This window comes from Beutenbergia cavernae DSM 12333 (assembly GCF_000023105.1).
GTDB classification, from domain to species: Bacteria; Actinomycetota; Actinomycetes; order Actinomycetales; family Beutenbergiaceae; genus Beutenbergia; species Beutenbergia cavernae.
On the sequence record NC_012669.1, the window covers coordinates 1,153,637 to 1,177,171 of the forward strand.

At 73.6% G+C, this 23,535-nt stretch carries 22 protein-coding genes and 1 tRNA gene; 19 read left to right on the forward strand and 4 right to left on the reverse strand.

What is annotated here, in order from left to right; genetic code table 11:
• Positions 1-62 precede the first annotated feature (62 nt).
• The 8 genes from mfd (at position 63) to BCAV_RS05135 (ending at position 11,433) form a co-directional block, all read left to right on the forward strand.
• Positions 63-3,680 carry a transcription-repair coupling factor gene (gene mfd / locus BCAV_RS05100; RefSeq protein ID WP_012726054.1) on the forward strand — a complete coding sequence of 1,206 codons (3,618 nt, stop codon included), beginning with the start codon at positions 63-65 and terminating at the stop codon, positions 3,678-3,680.
• 112 nt (positions 3,681-3,792) lie between these two features.
• Positions 3,793-6,465 carry a metallophosphoesterase gene (locus tag BCAV_RS22465; protein WP_015881515.1) on the forward strand — a complete coding sequence of 891 codons (2,673 nt, stop codon included), beginning with the start codon at positions 3,793-3,795 and terminating at the stop codon, positions 6,463-6,465.
• Positions 6,466-6,544: 79 nt separating this feature from the next.
• A complete protein-coding gene (locus BCAV_RS05110) occupies positions 6,545-7,108 on the forward strand; it encodes a hypothetical protein (protein WP_015881516.1) in 564 nt (187 codons plus the stop codon).
• 4 nt (positions 7,109-7,112) lie between these two features.
• Positions 7,113-7,760, forward strand: coding sequence for a histidine phosphatase family protein (locus tag BCAV_RS05115; protein ID WP_015881517.1), 648 nt, complete (start codon positions 7,113-7,115; stop codon positions 7,758-7,760).
• On the forward strand, positions 7,757-8,467 hold the full coding sequence (locus tag BCAV_RS05120; protein WP_015881518.1) for a MazG nucleotide pyrophosphohydrolase domain-containing protein: 711 nt from the start codon (positions 7,757-7,759) through the stop codon (positions 8,465-8,467). Before BCAV_RS05115 ends, BCAV_RS05120 begins: the two co-directional genes overlap by 4 nt.
• 189 nt (positions 8,468-8,656) lie before the next feature.
• Complete coding sequence (gene eno / locus BCAV_RS05125; protein ID WP_015881519.1) at positions 8,657-9,937, forward strand: phosphopyruvate hydratase; 1,281 nt, start codon at positions 8,657-8,659, stop codon at positions 9,935-9,937.
• 132 nt (positions 9,938-10,069) lie between these two features.
• Positions 10,070-10,726 carry an FtsB family cell division protein gene (locus tag BCAV_RS21455; RefSeq protein ID WP_050761654.1) on the forward strand — a complete coding sequence of 219 codons (657 nt, stop codon included), beginning with the start codon at positions 10,070-10,072 and terminating at the stop codon, positions 10,724-10,726.
• Between the two features lie 71 nt (positions 10,727-10,797).
• On the forward strand, positions 10,798-11,433 hold the full coding sequence (locus BCAV_RS05135; protein ID WP_015881521.1) for a DUF501 domain-containing protein: 636 nt from the start codon (positions 10,798-10,800) through the stop codon (positions 11,431-11,433).
• 33 nt (positions 11,434-11,466) lie between these two features.
• Here BCAV_RS05135 and dinB read toward each other — a convergent pair whose 3' ends face one another.
• Positions 11,467-12,672, reverse strand: coding sequence for a DNA polymerase IV (dinB, locus tag BCAV_RS05140; protein ID WP_015881522.1), 1,206 nt, complete (start codon positions 12,670-12,672; stop codon positions 11,467-11,469).
• Between the two features lie 69 nt (positions 12,673-12,741).
• Between dinB and BCAV_RS05145 the strand changes: the two genes are divergently transcribed.
• Positions 12,742-13,701, forward strand: a complete 960-nt coding sequence (locus BCAV_RS05145; RefSeq protein ID WP_015881523.1) for a Ppx/GppA phosphatase family protein — start codon at positions 12,742-12,744, stop codon at positions 13,699-13,701.
• A 126-nt stretch (positions 13,702-13,827) separates the two neighbouring features.
• Here BCAV_RS05145 and BCAV_RS05150 read toward each other — a convergent pair whose 3' ends face one another.
• Both BCAV_RS05150 and BCAV_RS23330 read right to left on the reverse strand, forming a co-directional pair.
• Complete coding sequence (locus BCAV_RS05150) at positions 13,828-14,652, reverse strand: alpha/beta hydrolase (protein ID WP_015881524.1); 825 nt, start codon at positions 14,650-14,652, stop codon at positions 13,828-13,830.
• Positions 14,653-14,709: 57 nt separating this feature from the next.
• Positions 14,710-15,123 carry a VOC family protein gene (locus tag BCAV_RS23330; RefSeq protein ID WP_245528956.1) on the reverse strand — a complete coding sequence of 138 codons (414 nt, stop codon included), beginning with the start codon at positions 15,121-15,123 and terminating at the stop codon, positions 14,710-14,712.
• A 256-nt stretch (positions 15,124-15,379) separates the two neighbouring features.
• Between BCAV_RS23330 and BCAV_RS05160 the strand changes: the two genes are divergently transcribed.
• From BCAV_RS05160 to BCAV_RS05180, 5 genes are all read left to right on the forward strand, one after another.
• Positions 15,380-15,709, forward strand: a complete 330-nt coding sequence (locus BCAV_RS05160) for a PadR family transcriptional regulator (RefSeq protein WP_015881526.1) — start codon at positions 15,380-15,382, stop codon at positions 15,707-15,709.
• Complete coding sequence (locus BCAV_RS05165) at positions 15,709-16,926, forward strand: hypothetical protein (protein ID WP_015881527.1); 1,218 nt, start codon at positions 15,709-15,711, stop codon at positions 16,924-16,926. Before BCAV_RS05160 ends, BCAV_RS05165 begins: the two co-directional genes overlap by 1 nt.
• Before the next feature lie 111 nt (positions 16,927-17,037).
• Positions 17,038-17,541 carry an aminoacyl-tRNA deacylase gene (locus BCAV_RS05170; RefSeq protein WP_015881528.1) on the forward strand — a complete coding sequence of 168 codons (504 nt, stop codon included), beginning with the start codon at positions 17,038-17,040 and terminating at the stop codon, positions 17,539-17,541.
• Between the two features lie 6 nt (positions 17,542-17,547).
• Entirely contained in the window at positions 17,548-18,432 is an 885-nt protein-coding gene (locus tag BCAV_RS05175; protein ID WP_015881529.1) for a uracil-DNA glycosylase, read from the forward strand.
• A gap of 9 nt (positions 18,433-18,441) precedes the next feature.
• Entirely contained in the window at positions 18,442-19,851 is a 1,410-nt protein-coding gene (locus BCAV_RS05180) for an NAD(P)/FAD-dependent oxidoreductase (protein WP_015881530.1), read from the forward strand.
• Between the two features lie 9 nt (positions 19,852-19,860).
• Here the strand turns inward: BCAV_RS05180 and BCAV_RS05185 are convergent, their stop codons facing one another.
• Positions 19,861-20,727 carry a hypothetical protein gene (locus BCAV_RS05185; RefSeq protein WP_015881531.1) on the reverse strand — a complete coding sequence of 289 codons (867 nt, stop codon included), beginning with the start codon at positions 20,725-20,727 and terminating at the stop codon, positions 19,861-19,863.
• Between the two features lie 93 nt (positions 20,728-20,820).
• Here BCAV_RS05185 and BCAV_RS05190 point away from each other — a divergent pair.
• From BCAV_RS05190 to BCAV_RS05210, 5 genes are all read left to right on the forward strand, one after another.
• Positions 20,821-20,894 (forward strand) — tRNA-Leu (locus tag BCAV_RS05190).
• A gap of 265 nt (positions 20,895-21,159) precedes the next feature.
• Positions 21,160-21,510 carry a PadR family transcriptional regulator gene (locus BCAV_RS05195; protein ID WP_015881532.1) on the forward strand — a complete coding sequence of 117 codons (351 nt, stop codon included), beginning with the start codon at positions 21,160-21,162 and terminating at the stop codon, positions 21,508-21,510.
• Complete coding sequence (locus tag BCAV_RS05200) at positions 21,507-21,872, forward strand: DUF1048 domain-containing protein (RefSeq protein ID WP_015881533.1); 366 nt, start codon at positions 21,507-21,509, stop codon at positions 21,870-21,872. The genes BCAV_RS05195 and BCAV_RS05200 overlap by 4 nt, the downstream gene beginning before the upstream one ends.
• Complete coding sequence (locus tag BCAV_RS05205; RefSeq protein ID WP_015881534.1) at positions 21,869-22,684, forward strand: ABC transporter ATP-binding protein; 816 nt, start codon at positions 21,869-21,871, stop codon at positions 22,682-22,684. The genes BCAV_RS05200 and BCAV_RS05205 overlap by 4 nt, the downstream gene beginning before the upstream one ends.
• Positions 22,681-23,445 carry an ABC transporter permease gene (locus tag BCAV_RS05210; protein ID WP_015881535.1) on the forward strand — a complete coding sequence of 255 codons (765 nt, stop codon included), beginning with the start codon at positions 22,681-22,683 and terminating at the stop codon, positions 23,443-23,445. The genes BCAV_RS05205 and BCAV_RS05210 overlap by 4 nt, the downstream gene beginning before the upstream one ends.
• Positions 23,446-23,535: the final 90 nt, after the last annotated feature.

Consider the following 23,535-nt stretch of genomic DNA (forward strand, 5'->3'; position numbering starts at 1 on the left):
CGTGCTGCCCGCGCGCCGTCCCCGCCGTCTCGAACCCGCCGCCCCCACCCCGCGAAGGACGCATGAAACTCACCGGACTCCTACCCGTCCTGGGCTCGGACGCGGCCGTCGCGCGCCTCGTCGAGGAGCTGCCCGCCCGCGGATCGCTCGACGCGATCGCGTCGGCCGGCGTGCGGCCCGCCCTGCTCGCGCAGCTGCTCGGTGCGGATCACCCGCGGCCGCTCGTCGTCGTCACGGCAACGGGCCGCGAGGCCGACGAGCTGGCGGCGGCGCTGCGCTGCTACGTGCCGGACGACGACGTCGCCGTGCTCCCCGCGTGGGAGACGCTGCCGCACGAGCGCCTCAGCCCGCGCAGCGACACCGTGGCGCGGCGCCTCGCCGTCCTGCGCCGGCTCGCGCACCCGGCCACCGGTGCCGACGCGCAGCCGCACACGGGCCCGATCCGCGCGCTCGTGCTGCCGGTGCGCGCCATGCTGCAGCCGGTCGTGACCGGTCTCGGGGACCTCGAACCGGTGAGCGTCCAGGTGGGCGAGACCGTCGACCTCGAGGACCTCGCGGCGAGGCTGACGGCGGCGGCGTACACGCGCACCGACATGGTGGAGCGGCGCGGCGACTTCGCCGTCCGCGGCGGCATCCTCGACGTCTTCCCGCCCACGGAGGACCACCCCCTGCGGCTCGACTTCTGGGGCGATGAGGTCGAGGAGATCCGCTGGTTCGCCGTCGCCGACCAGCGCAGCCTCGAGATCGCGCCCGGCGGGCTGTGGGCTCCGCCCTGCCGCGAGCTGCTCCTCACACCCGAGGTGCGAGCGCGGGCGCTGGAGCTGCGCGCGCAGCTGCCGGGCGCCGTCGACATGCTCGAGAAGATGTCCGAGGGCATCGCCGTGGAGGGGATGGAGTCGCTGGCCCCGGCGCTCGTGGACGGCATGGAGCAGGTGCTCGAGCTCGTGCCCGACGACGCCCTGCTCGTCCTCGCCGACCCGGAGCGCGTGCGCCGGCGCGCGCACGACCTCGTCGCCACGACCGAGGAGTTCCTGGCGGCGGCGTGGACCTCCGCGGCCGCCGGTGGCGCGACGCCGCTCGACCTGTCGGCGGCGAGCTTCGCCACGATCGCCGATGCGCGCGACGTCGCCCTGCGCCGCGGCCTCGGCTGGTGGACGCTCACCCCGTTCACGGCCGACGCCGAGCTCGCCGACTTCATGGAGGAGGACGCCGACGGCGGCGGCTCGACCACCGTCGTCACGATCCCCACCCGCGACGTCGAGGGCTACCACGGCGAGATCTCCCGCGCCGTCGCGGACCTCCAGGGGCTCACGCACGACGGCTGGCGCCTCGTGCTCACCACCGAGGGCGCCGGCCCGGCGCGCCGCATGGTGGAGCAGCTGCTCGCCGCGGACGTCCCGGCCCGCCTGGAACCCGACGTCGAGGACGAGCCCGAGACGGGCGTCGTCCACGTGACGACGGCGGTCATCGGCAAGGGCTTCGTGGCGCCGGAGCTGCGCCTCGCCCTGTTCTCCGAGGCCGACCTCACCGGTCGCGCCGGCACGTCCACGAAAGACATGCGCGCGCTCGCTCCGAAGCGGCGCAACGTCGTCGACCCGCTCGCGCTGCGAACCGGCGACCACGTGGTGCACGAGCAGCACGGCGTCGGGCGGTTCGTGGAGCTCGTGCAGCGCTCCATCGGGTCGGGTCCCGCCGCGGCGACCCGCGAGTACCTCGTCATCGAGTACGCGGCCTCGAAGCGGGGCCAGCCCGGCGACCGGCTCTACGTGCCGACCGACGCGCTCGACCAGGTCACGAAGTACACCGGCGGGGAGTCGCCGTCGCTCAACAAGATGGGCGGCTCCGACTGGGCGAAGACGAAGGGCCGCGCCCGCAAGGCGGTCCGGGAGATCGCCGGCGAGCTCATCCGCCTGTACTCGGCGCGGATGGCGACGCAGGGCTTCGCGTTCTCCCCGGACACGCCGTGGCAGCGCGAGCTCGAGGACGCGTTCCCGCACATCGAGACGCCGGACCAGGTCGTCACGATCGACGAGGTGAAGGCGGACATGGAGAAGTCGGTCCCGATGGACCGCCTCGTGTGCGGCGACGTCGGCTACGGCAAGACGGAGATCGCGATCCGTGCGGCGTTCAAGGCCGTCCAGGACGGCAAGCAGGTGGCCGTGCTCGTGCCCACCACGCTGCTCGTGCAGCAGCACTTCGAGACGTTCTCCGAGCGGTACGCCGGGTTCCCGGTGACGGTGAAGGCGCTGTCCCGGTTCCAGACCGACGCCGAGGCGACGGCGGTGCGCGAGGGGGTGCAGGACGGCTCGGTCGACGTCGTCATCGGTACCCACCGGCTCCTCACCGGCGAGGTGCGGTTCAAGGACCTGGGGCTCGTCGTCGTCGACGAGGAGCAGCGGTTCGGCGTCGAGCACAAGGAGACGCTCAAGCAGCTGCGGACGAACGTGGACGTGCTCGCGATGAGCGCGACGCCGATCCCGCGGACGCTCGAGATGGCGGTGACGGGCATCCGGGAGATGTCCACGCTGGCGACGCCGCCCGAGGAGCGCCATCCGGTGCTCACGTTCGTCGGGGCGTACGAGGAGAAGCAGATCGCCGCGGCGATCCGGCGGGAGCTGCTCCGCGAGGGGCAGGTGTTCTACGTCCACAACCGGGTGGAGTCGATCGAGCGGGCGGCCGCCCGGCTGCAGGAGCTCGTGCCCGAGGCGAGGATCGCCGTCGCCCACGGGAAGATGAACGAGCACCAGCTCGAGCGCGTCATCGTCGACTTCTGGGAGAAGCGGTTCGACGTGCTGGTGTGCACCACGATCATCGAGACCGGCCTCGACATCTCGAACGCGAACACGCTCATCCTCGAGCGGGCCGACGTGCTGGGGCTCTCGCAGCTGCACCAGCTCCGGGGCCGGGTCGGGCGCGGCCGGGAGCGTGCCTACTCGTACTTCCTGTACCCGCCGGAGAAGCCGCTCACGGAGACCGCGCACGACCGGCTCGCGACCATCGCCGCCAACACCGACCTGGGCTCCGGCATGCAGGTGGCGCTCAAGGACCTCGAGATCCGGGGTGCCGGCAACCTGCTCGGTGGCGAGCAGTCGGGTCACATCGCCGGGGTCGGCTTCGACCTCTACGTGCGGATGGTGTCCGAGGCCGTGGCGCGGTTCCGCGGCGAGGAGACGGAAGACATCACGGACGTCACGATCGAGCTGCCGATCGACGCCCACGTCCCGCACGACTACATCGCGCACGAGCGTCTGCGGCTCGAGGCGTACGCGAAGGTCGCCGCCGCCCGTGACGAGACGGCGATCGCGGCGGTGCGCGACGAGCTGGCCGACCGCTACGGACCGGTTCCCGAACCGGTGGAGCGGCTGTTCGCCGTCGCCGCCCTGCGGGCCAAGGCGCGCGCGCACGGACTCACGGACGTCACCGTGCAGGGGCAGTTCGTGCGGTTCGCCCCGGTGGAGCTCCCGGAGTCCGCACAGCTGCGCCTCAAGCGGCTGTACCCGCGATCGGTGCTCAAGCCGGGCGTGCGCACGATCCTCGTGCCGCGGCCGACGACGGCGCTGATCGGCGGGCAGCCGCTGCGGGACTCCGAGCTGCTCACGTGGGTGAGCGAGGTCATCGACGCGATCCTCGGCGGGTCGGTCGAGGCGGCGGCAGCGCTCGCGACGGCGTCGCGCGGCTGAGGGCGCTCACGGATCACCCCGCGACGGGGCCGATCTCACCCGGCGGCCCACTTCCTGGCGCGCGAGCGGCGGTCTAGCGTCGGATCGTCGGGGCCGAGCGAGGAGTCCGCCCATGCCGCGACGTCGCAGTCCCGTCCTCCTCGCCGGCGCGCTCGCCGCGGCGGCCGCGCTCGCCGTCGCCCCTCTCGCGCTCCCCGCGCACGCCGCGGGGCAGCCGCCGGCGACGCCGGTGCTCGTCTCGCCCGCGGACGGCGCGAGCGGCGTCGCCACGTCCGGTCCGCTCGCGGTGCGCGCGAGCGACCCCGAGGGTGACGCGCTCGACGTCACGTTCCACGCGCGCGAGCGGGGTGCCCCGGGCGGCGAGGACTTCACGCTGCTCGTCATCCCCGACACGCAGAACTACGTGAGCAACGCCGCGTACCGCGCCACGATGGGCCAGCAGACCCAGTGGATCGTCGAGCAGCGTGACGCGCTCGACGTCGCCCTCGTGGCCCACCTGGGCGACATCGTCGGGCTCGACGACCACGAGGGCCAGTTCCAGTTCGCCTCGCAGTACCTGCGCACGCTGGACGACGCGGGTGTGCCGAACACCGTGCTGCCGGGCAACCACGACATGGACGTCGCGACCGGCGAGGCGCCGCTGTACCACCAGTACTTCCCGGTCAGCCGGTACGCCGGCGCCTCGTGGAACTCGCCGGCCGTGCGGTACGGCGGGTACTACGGCCAGAGCCAGTTCGGGCCGGACCCGGCGAACCGGCAGAACATGAACAGCTACGTGCTCCTGACCGCCGGCGGGATGGACCTCGTGGTCCTCAACCTCGAGTTCAACGCACCCGACGACGTGCTGGCCTGGGCCGACCGGGTGCTGGCCGCCCACCCGCAGCGCCGCGCGATCCTCGTGACGCACAACTTCATCAACGAGGACGGCGAGTTCGGGCGATCCGTGACGAGGCCGGGCGGGAACTTTCCCGAGGACATGTGGAACGAGCTCGTCCGGACGAACTGCAGCATCTTCCTCGTGCTCAACGGCCACAACAGCGACGCGACCCGCGCCGAGGCCCGCCGGACGATGACCAACAGCTGCGGGCGGCCGGTGCACATGGCCCTGAGCGACTACCAGGACCGCCCGAACGGCGGTGACGGGTGGTTGCGCTACTACCGGTTCCGCCCCTCCGCCGACGTGATCGAGGCCGTCACCTACTCGCCGAAGTTCGGCCAGTTCGAGACCGACGCCGACAGCGCGTTCACGTTCCCGTACGACATGCCGTCGCCACCGACGGCGTTCGCCGAGCTGGGGACGGTCCCGGTCGCCTCCGGAGGCACGGCCACCCTGCCGACCACCGCCCTCGAACCCGGCACGGAGTACGAGTGGTTCGTACGGGCCGGCGACGGGACGTCCACCGTCCAGAGCCCGACGTGGACGTTCCGCACGGCCGAGGCCGTCGCCCCGATCGCTGCCGACGCGTTCGGACGCACGAGCACGGCGGGCTGGGGCACCGCTGACGTCGGGGGAGCATGGAGCGTCAGCGGGAGCGCCGCGCGGTACACGGTGCAGGGCGGCGCGGGTCACATCGCGATCCCGGTCGGCTGGACCCAGAACGCGACGCTCGGTGCCGTCTCGGCGACGAGCACGGACACCACGGCCCGGCTCGCGCTGGGCGCGCTCCCGACCGGGACCACGTACCTCTGCCTGGCCGGGCGGCGCGTCGGGAACGCCGACTACTCTGCACGGCTCCGGATCGCCCCCACCGGCGCCGTCGCGCTCTCCCTCACCCGCTCGGGGACGGTGCTGGCGAACGGGACGATCCCCGCGCTCACGCTCGGAGGGGGCCAGCAGGTCAACGTCCGCGTCCAGGTCGAGGGGACGTCGCCGACGACGATCCGCGCGCGCGTGTGGCCGATCGGCGCGGCCGAGCCGACCGCGTGGCAGGTGACCGCCACGGACTCGACGGCAGCCCTCCAGGCCGTGGGCGCCGTCGGCCTCATCGGCTACCTCAGCTCGTCCGCGACCGGCGGGCCGCTGGACCTCGTGGTCGACGACGTCGCTGTCCGGTCCGTCGGCGCGCCGCCGCCGCCGCCGCCTCCGCCTCCGCCTCCGCCTCCGCCTCCGCCGCCTCCGCCTCCGCCTCCGCCTCCGCCTCCGCCGCCGCCGCCTCCGCCTCCGGACGTGCTGGCCGCCGACGCGTTCGACCGGACGGTCGCCGCCGGCTGGGGCAGCGCGCCGACGGGCGGAGCGTGGACCCACGCCGGGAGCGCGTCGAGGTACGCCGCGAGCGCCGGCGCCGGCATCCACCGCATGGGACCGGGCGTCACGACGACGTCGACGCTGCGTGCCGTGTCCGCGACGTCGACCGACACCACGCTCGAGCTGAGCCTGTCGGCCGTGCCGAACGGGCCGGTGCATCTCGTGGTCGCCGGCCGCCGGGTCGATGCCCAGGAGTACGCAGCGCGCGTGCGCACCGCCGCGGACGGGAGCCTGGCGCTCCATCTCATGCGTTCGTCGACGGCGATCGGCGGCGGAACCGTGCCGGGCCTGCGGATCGGCGCGGGGGACGTGCTGCACGTGCGCGTCCAGGTGCAGGGGACCGCCCCGACGACCGTGCGGGCTCGGGTGTGGGCAGCCGGCACCGCCGAGCCGACGACGTGGACCGCCGCCGCGACCGACTCGACGGCCGCGCTCCAGCGCACCGGCGCCGTCGGCGTCACCGCGTACCTGAGCTCGTCGACGACGTCCGGTGCGATCGAGGTGCGGTGGGACGACCTGGAGGTGCGGACGGTGCCGTGACTCGGGCCTCCGGGCTCCCCCTAGGATGGTCGCGCTGGTCCCTCGGCCTGCCGGCCGACGCCCTGGAGGAGGTTCATCGGTGAGGTCTCAGGCTCGTTCGGTACGCACGCTCGGCATCGTGGCCGTCGCGCTCACGCTCGGCTCCGCCGTCGTCGGGTGCGCCCAGCGACCCGGAACAGCGGCCACCGTGGACGACTGGCGGATCACCGAGTCCTACCTCGCCGACACCGTGCGCGAGATCGCCCCGCTCTCCGCGGAGCCGCCGACGGCGCAGGGCACCCTGTCGTCGCTCATCAGCGCGCCGAGCTACCTCGAGGTGGCCGAGGACAACGGGGCCGGGGTCTCCACCCAGGAGGCGGAGACGTTCCTCGCGTCGATCGCCGAGCAGGTGGGGATCGACCCCGACACCGAGTTCGCCGACGGCGTCGTGCTGATCGCGCAGGTCCAGGTCGCCCAGGGGAAGCTGCAGCAGTCGGGCGCGCTGGACGCCGCCGAGCAGATCACGGAGCGCGTGACCGAGGCGGACGTGGCCCTCAACCCGCGGTACGGCGAGTGGACGGACGGCCAGATCCAGCCGACCGTCTTCCCGTGGCTCATCACGCCGGAGGCCGACTCCGAGACCGACGCCCCCGAGCCCAGCTGACGCCGTGAGCGGAGCCCGGGAACCGCAGCTCGTCCTCGTCCGGCACGGGGAGACGGAGTGGAGCGCCGCCGGGAAGCACACCGGGCGCACCGACCTCCCGCTGACACCGGCGGGCGAGGGGCACGCGCGTCTCGCCGCGCGCGCGATCGCGGGTCGCACCTTCGGACTCGTCCTCGCGAGCCCGCTGCAGCGGTCCCGCCGCACGGCCGAGCTGCTCGGCTTCCCGGACGCCGTCGTCGACGAGGACGTGGCGGAGTGGGACTACGGACCGGCCGAGGGGCGCACGTCCGCGGAGATCTCCGCCGAGCTGGGCCGGCGCTGGACGGTGTTCGGTGACGGCGTCGGCTCGCTGCCGGTGCCCGCCGACGGGCCGGGGGCGCACGCCGGACCGGGGGAGACTCTCGACGACGTCGCGCGGCGAGCGGCCGCCGTCGTCGCCCGCGTGGAGCCGGTGCTGGACGCCGGCCAGGACGTGCTGGTCGTCGGGCACGGCCACCTCCTGCGGGTGCTCGCGGCGGTCTGGGTCGAGGCCGATCCGGCGTTCGGGTCTCGGCTCGAGCTCGCCACGGCGGCCGTGTGCCTCCTCGGGTACGGGCACGAGCTGCGCACGATCGAGGGGTGGAACGTCGGCGCCCCGGAGGGCGCGCGGTGAACGCCCGCGCGACCGATTCCGAGCGGGCCGCCGCGGCATTCGCCGAGCTCGTCGTCACGATGGACCGGCTCCGCTCGCCGGGCGGGTGCCCGTGGGACGCCGAGCAGACCCACGCCTCGCTCGCGCCGTACGCGATCGAGGAGGCGTACGAGGTGGCGGAAGCCGCCGAGTCGGGCGCGGGCGCCGCCCTGCGCGAGGAGCTCGGAGACCTCCTGTTCCAGCCGGTGTTCCAGGCGCGCATCGCCCAGGAGGGCGACGACCCGTGGGACATCGCCGACGTCGTCGAGGGTCTCGTCGCGAAGCTGCGGTTCCGCCACCCGCACGTGTTCGGGCGTGACGGGGACGACGACGACGCGGAGCCCGCTGTCGATGCGGCGGCGGTCCGCGGGATGTGGGACGAGCTCAAGGCGGCCGAGCACGAGGCGAAGGGGAACGGTCGGCGCGGCGTGCTCGACGGGATCCCGGCGTCGCTGCCCGCCCTCGCGCGCGCTCAGAAGGTGATGAGCCGGGCGCGGAAGGCGGGGTACGCCGTCGGCCCCGATCCCGACGCCCCTGCTGACGACCTGACGGCGGAGATCGGTGCCGACGTGCTCGCCGTCGTCGCTCGAGCGGCGGCGCTGGGCGTCGACGCGGAGGCGGCGCTGCGCGGGCAGGTCCGCGCCGTGGAGCGCCAGGTGCTCGAGGCCGAGGCCGCCGCCGGGGGCTGACCCGACCAGGACCTCGCACCTCGCATCCGCGGCCGACGAGGGCCGCACCCGCTGCGCCGGCTGGACGCCCGGCGGTGCGAGGTCGGACGTCCGGCTAGGCTGAGGCACGGGCGCTGCGCCCGAACTCCCGACGCTGGGCGCCCCGGATCGGTCGTCCGATCCTCACAGACCTACGTCGAAGGAGCACCTGTGGCCATCATCGAGGCCGTCGGAGCACGCGAGATCCTGGACTCGCGCGGTAACCCCACCATCGAGGTCGAGGTCGCGCTCGACGACGGGACGACGGCGCGCGCCGGCGTCCCGTCGGGCGCGTCCACCGGCGCGTTCGAGGCGGTCGAGCGCCGCGACGGTGACAAGACCCGGTACGGCGGCAAGGGCGTCGAGGACGCCGTGCACACCGTGATCGACACGATCGCCCCCGAGGTGCTCGGCTTCGACGCCAGCGAGCAGCGGCTGCTCGACACGACACTCATCGACCTGGACGGCTCGTCGAACAAGGGCAAGCTCGGCGCGAACGCGATCCTCGGCGTCTCGCTCGCCGTGGCGCGCGCGGCCGCTGACAGCGCCGACCTGCCGCTCTTCCGGTACGTGGGCGGCCCGAACGCCCACCTGCTGCCGGTGCCGATGATGAACATCCTCAACGGCGGCTCGCACGCGGACTCCAACGTCGACGTGCAGGAGTTCATGGTGGCGCCGATCGGCGCGCCGTCGTTCCGTGAGGCGCTGCGCCGGGGCGCCGAGGTGTACCACGCGCTGAAGTCCGTGCTCAAGGAGCGCGGCCTCGCCACCGGCCTCGGCGACGAGGGCGGGTTCGCCCCGAACCTCCCGAGCAACCGCGACGCCCTCGACCTCATCCTCGTGGCTGTCGAGAAGGCCGGGTACTCCGCCGGCACCGACGTGGCGCTCGCGCTGGACGTCGCCTCCACGGAGTTCTTCTCCGACGGCGCCTACCAGTTCGAGGGCCGGCCGCACACGCCGGAGGAGATGGTCGCGTACTACACGCAGCTCATCGCGGACTACCCGATGGTCTCGATCGAGGACCCGCTGAGCGAGGACGAGTGGGACTCCTGGGCGCACCTCGTGTCCGAGACGGGCGACCGGGTCCAGATCGTCGGCGACGACCTGTTCGTCACGAACCCGGAGCGCCTCGCCAAGGGCATCGAGCTCAAGGCGGCGAACTCGCTGCTCGTCAAGGTCAACCAGATCGGCACGCTGACCGAGACGCTCGACGCCGTGACCCTCGCCCAGCGGTCGGGCTTCACCGCGATGGTGTCGCACCGCTCGGGCGAGACCGAGGACACGACGATCGCCGACCTGTCGGTCGCCGTCAACGCCGGGCAGATCAAGACCGGGGCGCCGGCGCGCGGCGAGCGGATCAACAAGTACAACCAGCTGCTGCGCATCGAGGACGAGCTGGGCGACGCCGCTGTGTACGCGGGCCGCACGGCGTTCCCGCGACTGCAGGGCTGAGCTTCACCCGCCACGGCCACGGCCGCGTCCCCGCCCGGGGCGCGGCCGTCGTCGTCCGTCCCACGCGTCGCCCTCGCGACTCGCGACCGGCGGCTACCCGGATCCGGCGCCGTCGTGAGCGACGATGACGGCATGAGTGCCCGCCGTCCGACCGCCCCGCGCGGCAGCTCCGCGCGCCCGGCGACGGCGGGCCAGGGCGCCCGTCCGGTGTCCCAGACCGGCGGTCGCGCCCGCACGTCGCCGGCTCGGCCGCGAGCAGCGCGCCGCGCCCCAGCCGCAGCTCCGGCCCCGGCCGCCACCGAGACGCCGGTCGCCCGTGCGCCGCGCGAGGCGACCCCGCCGGCGAGCCCGGACCGCGCGCCCCGAGAGCCGCGCCACGTGACGCTCCGCGCGCTCGTGCTGTTCGTCGTCGCGCTCGTGGCGTTCATCGTGCTGATGCCGACCCTGCGCGCGTACGTCGCGCAGCAGGAGCAGCTGCGTGACGTGAACGCCCAGCTCGCCGATGCGCAGGCGCGCACGGAGTCGCTGCAGGCGGAGTACGACCGGTGGCAGGACCCGACGTACGTCCAGTCGCAGGCGCGCGAGCGGTTCCACATGGTGATGCCGGGCGAGACGATGTACCGCGTGCTCGACCCGGAGACGGTGACCGGGGAGGACCCCATCGGCGACGTGACCGAGGAGGCGGCGCAGGAGGACGGCGCACTGGTGCCCGATCCCGATCGCGCACCCTGGTACGTGACCGTCTGGGACTCGGTGCAGGTGGCCGGCGGCGCTGGTTCGACCGACTGACCGCCTCGGCACCGGCACGTCGTGCGATCGGGCCGGACGGCGTCATCGTCGTCCTGAGGGACACTGGGCGCGTGGAGGATTCGACTCAGGAGCCGTCGGGCGCCGCGGCCCACCGCGACCGGCCCGGCCGGTCGGCGGGTACCCCGGCACCGAGGCACGCCGCCAGCGGCCGCCACGCCGGGCGCATCAGCGGCACGGGGATCCCGAGCGCCGTCGGCAGCAACACCGTCGACGACGTCGACCTCGCGGTGGTCGCGGAGCAGCTGGGCCGAGGTCCCCGCGGAGTCGTCGGGATCGCGGCCCGGTGCGTGTGCGGCCGGCCGACGGTCGTCCGCACGGCACCGCGGCTCGAGGACGGCACGCCGTTCCCCACGACGTACTACCTCACGCACCCGCGGGCGGTCGCGGCGATCTCGACGCTCGAGGCGGGCGGCGTCATGGCGGAGATGACGCGCCGCCTCGCCGAGGATCCTGACCTCGCCGCCGCCCATCGGGCCGCCCATGAGGACTACCTGCGCCGCCGCGCGGAGCTCGGCGACGTGCCGGAGATCGCGAACATCTCCGCCGGGGGGATGCCCGCGCGGGTGAAGTGCCTGCACGTGCTCGCGGCGCACGCCCTCGCCGTCGGCCCGGGCGTCAACGTGCTCGGCGACGAGACGCTCGCCCTGATCGAGCCGGAGTGGCGTCCCACGCGCTGCACCTGCTGAGGCGCTCGTCCGATCGCGGCCGCGGGGCCTGTCTCAGTCCGGAAGCAGCGGCACGGACAGCCCCTGATCGCGCCCCAGCAGCACGGCGCGGGTGAGCGAGTTGCTGCCGAACCTGTCGTGGACGCCGTCGAGCGCGACGTCGAGCGCGCCCCCGACGGCGTGCACGCCCGGGGTGTCGAACGGCAGGGGAGGCTGGGTCACGTCGTCGTCGTCGAGGTTCGCCACGGAGATCCCGACGAGCGTCAGCCCTCGCTCCCCGACCAGCGGCGCCACCGACGCCAGCAGCATCCGCACCGCCGCGAGCACCTCCGCGGTGCTCGCGGTCGCGTGCGGGAACGTGTGCGACCGCGTGGCGCGCGTGTAGTCGGTGAAGCGCAGCCGCAGCACGACGGTGCGGCCGACGCGGTGCGCCGTCCGCATGCGCCGCGTCACCCGGTCGACGATCGCGCAGACCGTCGCGTCGACGCTCTCGGACGTGTGCGGTCCCCGACCGATCGCCCGCTGGGACCCGATCGACCCGCGCCGCCGGCCGACCACCACCCGCTCCGGGGAGCGCGCGTGGGACAGGGCGTGCAGCACGCGGCCCTGGGCGCGCCCCAGCACGGAGACCAGGATGCCCTCGGGCAGGGACGCGACCTCGCCGACGGTGAAGATCCCGTACGAGCGCAGCTTCTCGGCCGTGATGGCGCCGACGCCCCACAGCTTGTCCACCGCGAGCGGGTGCAGGAACGCCAGCTCGCCGTCGGGCGCGACCTCCAGCAGGCCGTCGGGCTTCGCGACGCCGCTCGCGACCTTCGCGAGGAACTTCGTGCGTGCGACGCCGACGGTGATCGGCAGCCCCACCTCCTCGCGCACGCGGCGGCGCAGCCGCTCCGCGATCTCTACCGGCGGTCCGTCGATGCGGTGCAGGCCGGCGACGTCGAGGAACGCCTCGTCGATCGAGATGCCCTCGACCATCGGCGTCGTGTCGCGGAACACGTCGAACACGGCCTTCGACGCCTCCGAGTACGCGGACATCCGCGGCGGGACGACGATCGCCTGAGGGCAGAGGGCGAGCGCCTGCCGGCCGCCCATCGCCGTCGCGACGCCGAGCCGCTTGGCCTCGTAGCTCGCCGCGAGGACGACGCCGCCCCCGACGATCACCGGCCGGCCGCGCAGCCGGGGGTCGTCGCGCTGCTCGACGGAGGCGTAGAACGCGTCGAGGTCGGCATGGAGGATGGACGCCGTGACCACGAACACATGTTCGCCCCGGGCGCCGACATCCGGCCACCGCGGCGGGAGCCGGCGCGCGCCTCCTAGGGTGGGCGCGTGACTCGTGTGGCCGCCATCGACTGCGGGACCAACTCCATCCGCCTCCTCGTCGCCGACGTCGCCGGACGGGACGACGGCAGCCCGCGTCTCGTGGAGGTGGCGCGCGAGATGGAGGTCGTGCGCCTCGGGCAGGGGGTCGACCGGACCGGCGAGCTCGCCCCGGAGGCGCTCGCGCGGACGCTCGCCGCGACGCGACGGTACGCGGCGATCTGCGCGGACGCCGGAGTGGACCGCGTGCGGTTCGTGGCGACGTCGGCCACCCGCGACGCGCGCAACCGGGCCGAGTTCGTCGAGGGCGTGCGGGCAGCGATCGGCGTCGAGCCGGAGGTCGTCAGCGGCGCCGAGGAGGCGGCGCTGTCGTTCGCCGGCGCCGCGAGCGCGCTGGTCCCGGGCGAGGGACCGGCGCTCGTCGTCGACCTCGGCGGCGGATCCACCGAGCTCGTGCTGGGGGCGACGTCCGCCGGCGCGCCGTCGTCGATCTCCCTCGACGTCGGGTCCGTCCGCCTGACCGAGCGCCACCTCGTGAGCGATCCCCCGACGCAGGCCGAGATCGACGCCGCCGCCTCGGACGTGCGGGCAGCGCTCGACGACGCCGCCGCCGTCGTGCCCCTCGGTGAGACCGGCACGCTGATCGGCGTCGCCGGCTCGATCACCACCGTCGCCGCGCACGCGATGCGCCTCGAGGCGTACGACCGCACGCGGATCGACGGCGCCCGCATCCCCGTCGGCATCGTGCTCGCGGCGTGTCAGGACCTCCTGGCGATGACGCGCGAGGAGCGCGCCGCGCTGCCGTACATGCACCCCGGCCGGGTCGACGTCATCGGTGCCGGCGCGCTCGTCTGGTTCGAGATCGTGACCCGGGTGCACGCCGCGGTCGCGGCTCGCGGGGGACAGCTGCGGGACGTCGTCACGAGCGAGCACGACATCCTCGACGGGATCGCGCTCAGCCTCGCCTGACGACGGCTCCCGACGCCCGGTGCGTGACGTCTCCCGCTCCGCCTCGGCGTGTCGCGAGAGGGATCACGCACTCGGCGGTCGGCTGTGGAGGGGCGGGGCGGCGGCGCCGATCGTCAGCCGCGACCGTCAGCCGCAGTCCGCGGCTCCCGCCGAGCGCGCGAGTCCGAGCGCCGCCTCGATCAGAGCCTGCCCCTGCGCGAGGTCGGCGTCGTTGTGGTCGGCGCCCGGCACCACGCTCACGGTGACGTCGAGCCCGGCCGAGCCCGCGACGTCGGCCACCTCCCGTGACTGGGCCGGCGGCACGATGTGGTCGGCGTCGCCGTAGACGACCGCCAGCGGTGCGTCGACGCGGACGACGGCGCCCCGCACGTCGAACCGGTCGCGCAGCAGCCAGCCGACGGGCACGCCGTAGGCCGCCCTCCCGGCGTCGGCGAGCGACGTGAACGGGGAGCGCAGCAGCAGACCGTCGGGGGGCTCGCCGGCCGCGAGATCGGTGGCGACGGCGGCGCCGAGACTCTCGCCGACGTACAGGAGGCTGCCGGTGGTGCCGTCGCGCAGGTGGGCGAGCGCGGCCCGCGCGTCGCGCCGCAGCCCGGACTCGGACGGCGAGCCGGGGTTGCCGCCGTAGCCGCGGTACTCCACGAGCAGCACGCCCATCCCGCGCTCTGCGAGCGCGCGCACGAGGCCGGCGCGGTCGGCCCGGTTCCCGCCGTTGCCGGGCAGCACGAGCGCCGTGACCCCGCAGGCCGGGTCGGCCGGCACCTCCCACGCGGTGAGCTCGAGCCCGTCGGACGTGTGCAGGAGGACGTCACGAGCGCCGTCGACGACGTCGGACGACGCCGGCGGCGGCGTCGTCCGGTCGGGCAGGAAGACGAGCGACCGCTGGAAGACCCAGGCCGCGCCGATCGCCAGGGCGAGGACGCCGACCACCACCGCGACCGCCGTCGTCATCCCTCGCCGCCTGCGACCCACACCTCAGCGTGCGGCGTGGCCGCCGCGCTCACAACCTCAGCCCGGACCGCCCTCGACCGGCTCGGCCACGATCTCCACCTCGAACCCGCCGTCGTTCTCGAGGTAGCAGGCGTAGTGGTCGGGCCCGCCCGCGTACGGGTAGCGGTCGGTGAACAGGAGGCGCCACCCGTGGTTCGGAGCCTCGCGGCAGAGCGCGTCGACCTCGGCGCGGGTGCCGCCCCAGAACGCGAGGTGGTTGAGGCCCGGGAGCTGCCGGTCGTGGACGCCGGGGCGCCGGTCGGGTCCGGCCTCGACCACCACGTAGGCGTCGCCGAGCCGCCAGCTGGCGCCGTCGGCCCACGTGTCGTAGGCGCTGTATCCGAGGCGTCCCAGCAGCCACCCCCACGATGCCGTGGCCTCCGGGAGGTCCTCCACCCATAGCTCCACGTGGTGGATCGCCCCTGTGCGCACGCCGCTGATTGTGGCAGCGAGGCGGGAAACGCGCGACACGCCGACCCTCCGGTGGTGCGATCCGCGCACTACTCCGCATGGCGCGCTAGTGTGCGTGACGAGACGGAGTGCCGCAGGGGGCACGCCGTCCAGCGGTCGGGTGGGAGCGGGGAGGGTCCTCTTCCACCCGACCGGACACCGGCAGATCGAGCGAGGACTCCGGAGCGAGGGACGAGCGGAGCATCGCGACCGAGGACATCGCACGGGAAGGACGCGCATGGACACCACCCAGCTGCTGAAAGGGGTGCTCGACCTGGCCGTGCTGGCCGTGGTCGAGCGGGAGGACTCGTACGGGTACGACGTCGTGCGTCGGCTCCGGTCGGCGGGCCTCGCCGAGGTGGGGGACGCCTCGGTGTACGGCACGCTCCGGCGTCTGTACGCCGCCGGGGCGCTCACGAGCTACGTGGTGCCGTCCGACTCCGGGCCGCACCGCAAGTACTACGGCGTGACGGCGCAGGGCCGTGCCGCCCTCGACGCGCAGACCAAGCAGTGGCACGAGTTCGCCGTGACGATGACCGACCTTCTCGACCTGGCGGAGGCCTCCTGATGTCCACGATCGCTCGCCTCGACGGCGTCGCCGCGTACGCCGCGGCCGTCCGTGACCACCTCCGCGCGCTCGACGCGGAGACGCTCGACGACCTCACCGGCGGACTCGAGGCCGACCTCGCCGACGCCCTCGCGGACCACCTCGCCGAGGAGGGGGCCGACGCCACGGCGGTGTCCGACGCCGACATCCACGACCTGACGGCGCGATTCGGCCCCGCCGTCGCGTACGCCGAGGAGCTGCGCGCCGCGGCCGGGATCGAGCTGCCCGACGCCGAGCCGCGCCGCTCGCGACGCCGGTTGCGTGAGGTCCTGACCGATGCGGGCCGGGGCGTGCGCGACGACGTCACCGCGTTCGCCGACCGGCACCGCTGGTTCGCCGCGACGCTCGACCTGCTCGTCGCCCTGCGGCCCGTCTGGTGGGTGGCTCGGGGCTGGGTGCTGTTCTGCCTCGCGCAGGCGACGCTGCTCGGCACCGTGACCGTGGGCGTCCCCCGACGGTTCGTCGACTGGGTCGTGTTCGTGGGCCTCGTCGTCGTGAGCACGCAGTGGGGGCGGGGGCGGTTCGCGCAGGGCCGTGCGTGGCGCAAGCTCGCGCTCGTGGCGAGCGGCGTGATCGCCGTGGCGTTCCCGTTCGTGCTCCAGAGCGCGTTCGGCAGCTCGTACGGCGGCTCCTACGAGCGGGCCTACGGGGACGGATACAACCAAGGCATGAGCGACGCCACGAACCCGGGGGCGCAGGATCCGGACGGCCCGGTCGGCGTCGTCGGTTCGGACGTGACGAACCTGTTCGTGTACGGCCCGGACGGCGAGCCGGTCGACGGCGCGCAGATCGTCGACCAGGACGGACGGCCGCTTGTCCTCATGGACCCGATCTTCGGCGGACCGTTCACCGAGGACCTGCTCCCGGACTACCTGCACAACGGGGTCCGTATCCCGGTCGGACTCGTCGACCCCGACGTGCCCTTGAACGTCTTCCCGTATCGCGTGATCGACCCCGACGACGTGAGCTGGGCGCAGGACGAGCCGCGGCTCGACCCGGACGTCGCGATCGAGCCACGCTGGCCCGCGGGGTCGCTGTTCCCGGTGCCGGGCTTCGACGTGACGGCCGAGGTCGACGGCGGCGCTCCCGCGACTGACGACGGCGGCGCTCCCGTGGACGAGGGCGGCGCTCCGGTCGAGCCCACTCCGGGCGCCACCGAGTCCGCGGACGATCTCTGACGCCGCCCCTGCCGCCGAGTCAGACCCCAGCGGTCGAGTCAGACCCTCGCGAGGGTCTGACTCGACCGCTGGGGTCTGACTCGGCGAGCCGGGAGGCCCGGATACGGTGACGTGGTGAGCGACGCACCCGAGGAGCAGCGACCCGAGTCACCCGGCGAGGCCCGCGCCCGCGCGGCGATCGAGGCGAGCGGCGTCGAGCACGTGATCGTCCGGCACGGCCCGGCCCGCTCCCTGGCGGAGGCGGCAGCCGCCCGGGGTGTCGCGCCGTCGTCGCTCATCAAGACGATGGTCGTGCGGCGCGGCGAGGGCGACTACCTCTTCGTGCTCGTGCCCGGCGACCGCACGATCTCCTGGCCCAAGCTGCGCGCCCTGCTCGGCGTGAGTCGCCTCTCGATGCCGGATGCCGCCACGGCCCTCGACGTCACGGGCTTCGAGCGCGGCACCATCACGCCGTTCGGCGCGACGCACGCGTGGCCGGTCGTGGCGGACGAACGCGTGCACGGCGTGGTGTCCATCGGCGCCGGCGGGCACGGCGTCGGCATCCGCCTGGACGGTGCCGCGCTGACGACGGCGCTCGCCGCGCAGGTCGCGGACGTCACCGAGCCCGAGGCGTAGGTCCGGGTGGACGGCACGTCGTCGTCGGCCCGGAGCCTGCCGCACCCGGTCACCGGCGCGGTGTTCGCGTCGCCGGTCCCGCCGGGCGCCGGTTGGCCGGACGACGTCGCGACGGCGCGCACCCCCCGCGCGCGGGACGCGGCCGCCGTCGAGCGCCTCGCCGCGACCTCCCGCACGCTGACGCAGCTCGACGCGCGCTCCAGCGTGTGCCGCGCCTGCCCGCGACTCGTCGCGTGGCGGGAGGACGTCGCGCACACGAAGCGGCGCGCGTTCGCCGCCGAGCCGTACTGGGGTCGGCCCGCACCTGGGCTCGGGGACCCCGCCGCACACCTCGTGATCGTCGGCCTCGCCCCGGCGGCGCACGGCGCCAACCGCACCGGCCGCCTGTTCACGGGCGACCGCTCCGGCGACTGGATCGTCGCCGCCCTGCACCGGGCCGGATACGCCAACCAGCCCACCACCGAGGCCGCCGGCGACGGACTCGAGCTGCGCGGTGCGCGGATCGTGGCAGCCGTGCGCTGCGCCCCGCCGGACAACGCCCCGACCCCGGACGAGCGCGCGACGTGCGCCGGCTGGCTGCGTCGCGAGCTCCAGCTCCTCGCGCCCACGACGACGGCGCTCCTCGCCCTCGGGCAGGTGGCGTGGCAGGCCACGTTCGCCGCCCTCAAGGACCTCGGCTGGTCGGTGCCGAGGCCGCGCCCGGCGTTCGGGCACGGCGCCCGCGCGTCGGTGCGGGCGCCGGACGGGCGCGAGGTGCTCGTCGTCGCGAGCTACCACGTGTCGCAGCAGAACACGTTCACGGGGCGGCTCACGGAGGCCATGCTCGACGACGTCCTCGCTGTGTGCAGAGCCACAGGCCCCGGCTGGGCCGACGCCGAAACCCGGTCCTAGCATGGATGCATGAGCTCTTCCATCGCTCCGACGCACGTCGCCGCCCGGCCCCGCAAGGCACCGCGCGTGCTCATCCTCGGTGGCGGGTACGTCGGCCTGTACACGGCGATGCAGCTGCGCAAGCGGATGGGCCGGCGGGACGCGGCGATCGTCGTCGTCGACCCCCGCTCCTACATGACGTACCAGCCGTTCCTCCCCGAGGCCGCGGCGGGCTCGCTCGAGCCGCGGCACGTCGTCGCCCCCCACCGCCGCGAGCTGCGCGGCACCACGGTGCTCACCGGCCGGGTCACCGCCGTCCGGCACGCCGAGAAGACGGCGCAGGTCACCCCGATCGAGGGCGAGTCCTACTGGGTCCGCTACGACCACCTCGTGGTGGCGCTCGGCGCCGTCGCCCGCACGCTGCCGATCCCGGGCCTCGCCGACGTCGGCATCGGGTTCAAGCAGATCGAGGAAGCGATCGCGCTCCGCAACCAGGTGCTCAACAAGATGGACGTGGCGGCGTCGACCTGGGATCCCGAGGCCCGACGGCGGATGCTCACCTTCACGTTCGTGGGCGGCGGTTTCGCGGGGATCGAGGCGCTCGCCGAGGTCGAGGACATGGCGCGGGCCGCGTGCAAGGACTTCGACTCGATCGACCCGGAGGACCTGCGGTTCGTCCTCGTGGAGGCGTCGCCGCGCATCCTGCCCGAGCTGGGCGAGGAGCTCGGTGGGTACGCGCTCGAGCAGCTGCGCGCCCGAGGCATCGACATCAAGCTGTCCACGTTCCTCAACTCGTGCGAGGCGGGCCACGTCAAGCTCTCCACGGGTGAGGAGTTCTTCTCCGACACGATCGTCTGGACGGCCGGGGTCAAGGCCAACCCCGTGCTGCAGCAGACCGACCTGCCGCTCGACGAGGTCGGTCGCGTGCGCGCGAACGCGAACCTGCAAGTGGTCGACGCCGACGGGGTCGTCGTCGACGGCGCGTGGGCGGCGGGCGACTGCGCGGCGGTCCCGGACCTGGCGCGCGGCGAGGGTCAGTTCTGCGCCCCGACGGCGCAGCACGCCGTCCGGCAGGCGAAGCACCTCGGCGAGAACCTGGCTCTCGCGCTCCGCGGCGAGGAGCCGCTCGAGTACCGGCACGCCAACCTCGGCACCGTGGCGACGCTCGGGCTCGGCAAGGGGGTCGCCCAGATCATGGGCGTGAAGTTCCGTGGCCCGGTGGCGTGGTTCTTCCACCGGACCTACCACATGTGGGCGATGCCGACCTTCAACCGAAAGGTGCGCATCGTCCTGGACTGGACCACCGCGCTGCTCTTCCACCGCGAGCTCGTGGCGCTCGGGTCGCTGCAGTCGCCGCGGGCGGAGTTCATCGCCGCGTCGGCACCGCCCCGGCCGCACGAGGCTCTGCCCACGCCGCCGCAGGCACGCGCGACGCGCTGAGGTCCGCGCTCAGCCGGCCGCCGGCGCACGGCCTCCGACGGCGCGCACGAGGTCGCCGATCTCGGGAACGTCGGGCGTCTCGGCGACGACGGCGAACGTCTCGCCCGCACGCCCGTATAGCCCCGCGCGGGGCGGGATCCCCGGCTCGCGGTGGTGGTCGATGACGAGGAGATGGCCGCCGTCGACGAGGGAGGCGTGCAGGGCCTCGAGGGCGCGGCGGATGTCGTCGTCGCCGAAGTACAGGCGCCGGAGCAGGTTGGCCACCCGGACGACGTCGACGGGTGGGGCGAGCGGCGCGAACACGTCGTGCTGGCGGTACGTCACGCGCGGGTCGCCGGCGACGACGGCGAGCGTCTCCGGGTTCAGGAGCGTCACCGTGCGTCGCGGCGCACGGCGCGCTCGCCGGATGACCGGCCCGTACAGGGCGCGGACCGCCCGGGACTGGCCCGGCCACGCGAGCAGGCGCCGCCCGACGACGAGCACGCACTCGCCGTCGTCGTCGGTGAAGACGATGTGCCGCCGCGTGCGCGCCCACCGGAGCTCGAGGTAGCGGTCGGTGATGGTGAAGGAGGCGAACTCGCCCGCGCGCTCGATGAGGTCGACGGACGTCGAGCCGTCCGACGCCCCCACGTCCACCAGGTGCGCTCCGGTCGTGTCGACGTGCTCGAGCAGCATCGCGTCCGCGAACGCGTGACGGTCGTCGCGCGTGATCTTGTACGTGCCGCCCACGTGGATCGCGTCCATCGCCCGCCGGAAGCTCGCGGCGTCGCAGTCCGGGCGGACGATCACGCTCGGGTCGTGCCAGAAAAACCGGTCCGCACGTCGCTCGAGCCACGCCGGCCAGGCACCCCGCAGGGGACGGATCGGTGCTCTCATCTCAGCATCGTCGCGTGATGCCACCGAGGCGGCGACCGCCCCGAGGGTGAACTTGGGCGGCCGCGGGGGTGAGCGCGGCCGTAGGCTCGCTGTGCCCCCGTAGCCCAATCGGCAGAGGCAGCCGACTTAAACTCGGCGCAGTGCGGGTTCGAGTCCCGCCGGGGGCACCTCTCGTCGTCGTGCGGTCCGCACCCGGGCGCCTCCCTGCCGCGCCGCACCAGCGCTGAGGCTGTCGCCGCCGCAGCCCTGTCGGGACCACCGCCGCTGCCCTCAAGGAGCGCCGCGGCCGCCCTCATGGGACCGCCGCCACCGGCGCTGACGTGCAGCAACGCGCGCACCACAGCTGCCTCGACGAGGTACTTGCGCGTCAGCTACTCAGTGCTACTATCTACCGGTAGCTAGCACTGCTGAGTAGAGGGGAGGTGGAGTCCGATGGGCAAGCAGCTGACGGAGATGCTCAAGGGCACGCTCGAGGGCATCGTCCTCGCGATCCTGTCCGTGCGGTCTGCGTACGGGTACGAGATCACGGCGTGGTTGCGGGAGCAGGGATTCTCCGACATCGCGGAAGGCACCGTGTACGCGCTGCTCGTGCGGATCGAGCAGAAGGGCTTCGTCGACGTGGAGAAAGTTCCCTCCGAGAAGGGACCCCCGCGCAAGGTGTACGCGCTCAACGCGCAGGGGCGGGAGCAGCTCGCCGAGTTCTGGAGCACGTGGAGCTTCCTCGCCCAGCGCCTGGAGCAGCTTCACGACACCGAGACCAGCCAGCAAGGAGACAACCGATGACGAAGTGGTACGAGACCCTCACGGGGTCGCTCGAGCAGAAGAGGCAGTACAAGCAGGCCAAGGCGCGCATGGACGGCCTCCCGGCGCCGTACGCCGCCGCCGCCAACGCCGTCCAGCGGTACCTCATGTACTCGGGCGACGTCACCGACGGCGACACCACCGTGCAGATGATCGTCGACCTGGCAGATCTGTGGGAGCGCGCCGCGCTGGACGGAACACCTGTCCGCGCGATCGTCGGCGACGACCCGGTCGAGTTCACCGAGACGTTCGCCCGGGCCTACGACGCCAAGCGGTGGATCGACAAGGAACGCGCTCGCCTGAACAAGGCGATCGACGACGCAGAACGAGAGGAGCAGAAGTGAGTACCGAAGCAGCCATCCGGGTGCAGGGAATCGAGAAGGCGTACGGGGAGCTCTCCGTGCTACGGGGCGTGGACTTCGACGTCGCGCGGGGCAGCATCTTCGCCCTGCTGGGGTCGAACGGCGCGGGCAAGACCACGCTCGTGCGCATCCTGTCCACGCTGCTCAAGGCGGACGCCGGGGCGGCGAGCGTGCACGGGTTCGACGTCGCCTCGCAGGCCGGCGACGTGCGCGAGTCCATCAGCCTGACGGGCCAGTTCGCGGCCGTCGACGAGGTGCTCACCGGGCGGGAGAACCTCGTGCTGATCGCGAAGCTGCGGCACCTGAAGAACCCGGGCGCGATCGCCGACGACCTGCTCGGCCGCTTCTCGCTGACCGACGCCGGGAGCCGCCCGGCGTCGACGTACTCCGGTGGCATGCGGCGTCGGCTCGACATCGCGATGAGCCTGATCGGCAACCCGCCGATCATCTTCCTCGACGAGCCGACGACGGGTCTGGACCCGCAGGCGCGCATCGACGTCTGGCAGACCGTGAAGCAGCTCGCCCACGGCGGCACCACGGTGCTGCTCACCACGCAGTACCTCGACGAGGCCGAGCAGCTCGCCGACCGCATCGCGATCCTCCACCGGGGCACGATCATCCAGAACGGCACGCTGGCGGAGCTCAAGGCGCTGCTCCCGGCCGCGAAGGTCGAGTACGTCGAGAAGCAGCCGACCCTCGAAGAGGTCTTCCTCACCCTCGTCGGCGAGACCGGCGAGACGGACACGACCGCCGGCACGGACGCCGCTGCAGCGGCAGGAAAGGAATCCCGATGACCACGCACGTCCTGGCCGACACCCGCGTCCTCACCGGCCGCTCGCTGACGCACATCGTCCGCAGCCCCGACACGATCATCACCACTGCTGTCACGCCGATCGCGCTGATGCTGATCTTCGTCTACGTGTTCGGCGGCGCCATCGACACGGGGTCCGGCGGTTCGTACATCAACTACATGCTGCCCGGCATCCTGCTCATCACCATCGCGTCGGGGATCGCCTACACGTCGTACCGGCTGTTCCTCGACCTGCAGGGCGGCATCGTCGACCGGTTCCAGTCGATGCCGATCGCCAGATCGAGCGTGCTCTGGGCGCACGTGCTCACGTCCCTGGTGGCGAACCTCGTCTCGATCGCCATCGTCATCGGCGTCGCGCTGCTCATGGGATTCCGCACCGGGGCGTCGGTGGTGGCCTGGCTCGCCGTCGCCGGGATCCTCGCCCTGTTCACCCTCGCACTGACGTGGGTCGCCGTGATCGCCGGGCTCTCGGCGAAGACCGTCGACGGCGCGAGCGCGTTCAGCTACCCGCTGATCTTCCTGCCGTTCATCAGCTCGGCGTTCGTGCCGACCGACACGATGCCCGGCCCGGTCGCCTGGTTCGCCGAGAACCAGCCGGTGACGTCGATCGTCAACACCATCCGGGCGCTGTTCGCCCAGGAACCCGTCGGCAACGACATCTGGATCGCCCTGGCCTGGCTGGTCGGGATCCTCGTCGTGGCCTACGTCTTCGCGGTCCGCATCTACCGCCGCAAGATCTCGTAGGGAGCGACCGAGACGTCGCCATCGGGCGCGGCAGGTGACCAGAACGGTCACCTGCCGCGCCCGATGTCGTCGCGTCTCGGCGCAGCGCGT